This window comes from Streptomyces sp. NPDC054840 (assembly GCF_053611065.1).
Genome location: NZ_JBSGZP010000721.1, coordinates 1 through 3,593 on the forward strand (window position 1 = coordinate 1; position 3,593 = coordinate 3,593).

Here is a 3,593-nt window from a genome sequence, read left to right on the forward strand (position 1 = left end):
CCTCTGACCTGCTCCGCCGCCGAACGCCCGCGCCGCCCGGGCACCAGGCATCACATCGAGGTGCCGGCGGAGGCCGGGGCCTGTACGCGAGGGACCGCAAGGCGGTCGTGGACGCCACGGACCCATGGCTGAACCTGCGCGGCCGAGCCCGCACCGCGCCCCCCGCCGGCTGCCGGGCGGGGTCGAGGTGACCTCAGGGGGCCGAAGCCGGTGAGGGAGGCCGGAGCAGTGCCCGGGTGACCTCGGGCGCATGGGCGGCGAAGGGGCCGAGGTCGGTGGCGCGAGGGTAGGCGGGATGGTCGCGATAGGCGTCGAGCCGGTCCAGCGCGCGCAGGCCGTAGTACGCGGAGGGGTGCGCCGCCGCGGCGCGTGCGGGGTGGGCGGTTCCTGCCGCGACCGCCGGGAGGATCTGCTGGAACAGGGCATGGCAGGCGCGGATGCCGCGGAGCATGACCTGGTGGTAGCGGTCCTCCGGCCCGATGGCGAAGCGCTGTTCGGCCAGGACCGGACCGGTGTCGATGCCGGCATCGACCTCGTGGGCGGTGGCGCCGTACTCCGTGTCGCCGTTCAGCAGGGCGAACAGGACGGCGACGGAGGGCAGTCCGCGATGCCGTGGCAGCAGTCCGTTGTGGATGTTGACGATGCGCAGGCCGTCGGCCCGGAGCAGGGGCTCCCGGAAGATCTGCCGGTTGTTGAGGGACCACACGATGCCGTCGGTGCCGGCCCGGGAGAGCGTGCCGGCGTGGGCGTTGACGTCCGCCGCCGCGAGGTGGGGTGCGTCGGCGGCCGCGGCGTCCAGCGGATCGGTGGAACAGACCAGGTCGACCGGGTGGCCGTGGTCGGCCGCGTGGGTGACGGCTCGGCGGAGCAGGGCTCCTTCTCCGACGAAGATCATGCGGATGCCTCCTCGCGGGCGGCGGTCAGGTGCTCACAGACCTGTCCGAGCGTCAGATCCCGTACGAGGCAGTCGAGGCGGCCTGTGAACCGTCTTGCCTGATCAGGGGTGAGCAGGTCCGAGGAGACGGCGGTGAGCATCTCGACGAGGGCCAGGGAATCGCCGCCGAGGGCGTGGAAGTCCGAGTCCGCCGACAGCAGCGCGTCGTCGACGCCGAGGACCTCCGCCCAGTGGTACCTGACCCGCGCATCCACGGTGACGGGCGCGGCTGCGGCCGTGCCTCCGGCTGCGGCCGTGACCGGCGTGGAGGGCGCGAAGGGGTCGGGGAGGGCGGCGAGATCGGCCTTGCCGCTGACCGTGCTGGGCAGTGCGTCGATGACGACGACATGGGCGGGCACGAGGTACGGGGGGAGCGTCCGGGTCAGTGCGGTCCGCAAGGCGCTCCCCAGGTCCCCGCGCACTGCGGGATCACCGGTGTGCGGCAGTACGTACGCGCAGAGCACGGCCGCCGTGGAGCGGGGGCGGCGGCGGGGCACGACGACGGCGCGGTGGACGGCCGGGTGGGCTTCGAGGGCCGCGACGACCTCGGCGGGGTCGACGCGGTGCCCGGCGATCTTCACCTGCTCGTCGATGCGCCCGGCGAATTCGACGGATCCGTCGGACAGCCGGCGTCCGAGATCACCGGTGCGATAGGCCCGGACGCCGTCCGGGCCGGTGGTGAAGGCTGAGGGACGGCCGTCGGGCGGGCCGAGGTAGCCGCGGGCCACCTGGACCCCGCGTACGACGATCTCGCCGGTGCGGCCGGTGTCGCCGGGTCCGCTGCCGATGGTTTCGCCGTTCTCGGTGACGAGGTCGACCCGGGCGTACGGGCCGGCGAGCCCGATCGGGACGGTGGCGCCGCTCTCCGTTCCGTCCACGGTGTGGGCGAGTACGGCGACGGTCGCCTCGGTGGGCCCGTACGCGTTGATCACATGGCAATCAGCCCCGAAAGCGGCGTGCGCGGACCGAACGGCGGTGGAGGTGAGGGGCTCGCCGCCCAGCAGCAGGGTACGCAGGCCGTGCGCGGGGCCGCTGCCCGCGGCGCCGAGGAGCGCGAGGTGGGAGGGCGTGAGTGCGAGGGTGTCCGCGCGGTGCCCGGCGACGAGTTCGCGCAGGGTCGCGGGCGAGGGCGTGCCGGGGGCGAGGACCACCGTTCCGCCGGCCAGCAGCGGCAGGAAGAGGGGGAAGCACGAGATGTCGAAGGCGTAGGAGGCGGCGAAGCCGAAGCGCGTGCGACCGGTGACCCGGCAGACACCGGTCATCCAGCGGACGAACCCCATGAGGCTTACGTGCTCGATCTGCACGCCCTTGGGGCGGCCGGTGGAACCGGAGGTGTGGATGACGTACGCGAGGTCCGCGGGCCGTACGGGCGCCGCGGCGGCGGGTCCGGCGGCAGGGCCGTCGAGCAGGTCCTCGACGGCGAGCAGGGTCCCGGGCACGAACGGGGCGAGTTCCTCGGCCAGGTGTCGTCGGGTCAGGCAGACGTCGGCGGCTGATCCCCGGAGGATCTCCCTGATCCGTACGCCGGGATGGCCGGGGTCGAGCGGCACGTAGGCGGCGCCCGCCTTGAGGATGCCCCACAGGGCGCACACGCCGGCGGACGTGCGGTCGACGACCAGTCCCACGAGGTCCTCGCGTCCGACGCCGCGGCGCCGGAGCCCGGCCGCGACGGTGTCGGAGCGTCGGTCGAGTTCGGCGTATGTGACCACGCCCTCGGGCCCGTCGAGCGCGGGCGCGTCGGGGGTGCGGGCGGCCTGGGCGCGGAAGGCGTCCACGACGGTGAGTTCGGGGACCGCCGGGTCCGGGACGGCCGGAGCCGGGAGCGCCGCCCGTGGTGCGGGGCCCGTAGCCGCCGCATCCGCCTCGACGCGGCCGGGCGCGGGAATCGGCGTCGGAACCGGGGTCGATGGGGTCGCCGGACCCGACCCGCCCCCGGGGCCGGGCCCGGTGCCCGGGCCGGTCCGGCGTACCTCCGCGGCCGTCCCCTCGGTTTCGAGGCCGGCCAGGACCGTGTCCAGCAGCCGTGCGGCGCGGTCGGCCAGGTCCGGGCCCCCGCCGCGGACGCCGAGGGTGATCTCGGTCGCCGTGCCGGTCTCCGCGGCGACCAGGGAGAGCGGAACCAGTGGGGCGTGCACCGGCAGCGCGTAGGCCGTGGACGCCGTGAAGCCTCCGCCGGAGAATTCCGTCAGGTCCAGGCGGCCGAGGTGGGAGACGACGGCCGAAGCGAGGTGCCGGTCGGTACGCGACGCCACGGCCTGGGCGGTGCGCAGCAGAGCGGCGGTCACGGGCCGGGGCAGCGGCGCGAGGGCCGTTTCGAATCCGGCGGCGAGTTCGCGGCCCTCGGCCAGGGCGGTCAGCAGGTGGGTGTGCGCGGCCGTCCAGTCCGCCCCGGGTCGCAGGTCCAGGAAGAGCGGCAGGCTCAGGTTGCCCGTGGCCGCGATCCCGGGGCGGTGGCGGCGCAGGTCGACGGGGACCATGACACGGGTGTCGAGCCGGGTGGCGTCGGTCAGGGCCTGGGCGAGGCGGGCGGTGAGCGCGGAACGGCGGCCGAGCAGAGTGCGGCGCAGCCACAGCGTCCGGAGCGGGCGGCCGCCGCCGTCGCCGGCCGTGCCGAGCGGGGAGCGCCGGGGAGGCGTCGGCGCGGGCCTCGTCCGGGTGC

The 3,593-nt window shown here is 75.4% G+C and carries 2 protein-coding genes; both read right to left on the reverse strand.

Annotation, left to right across the window (positions count from 1 at the left end):
- Positions 1-193: 193 nt before the first annotated feature.
- A complete protein-coding gene (locus ACWGIU_RS32875; protein ID WP_453711765.1) occupies positions 194-895 on the reverse strand; it encodes a formyltransferase family protein in 702 nt (233 codons plus the stop codon).
- The coding region (locus ACWGIU_RS32880) for an amino acid adenylation domain-containing protein (protein ID WP_453711766.1) at positions 892-3,593 on the reverse strand (2,702 nt) is incomplete at its 5' end. The genes ACWGIU_RS32875 and ACWGIU_RS32880, both read right to left, overlap by 4 nt.

What these genes read in the sequence shown, in the direction of transcription:
- ACWGIU_RS32875 (WP_453711765.1), bottom strand. Translation starts at nt 895, where the DNA reads ATGATCTTCGTCGGAGAAGGAGCCCTGCTCCGCCGAGCCGTCACCCAC.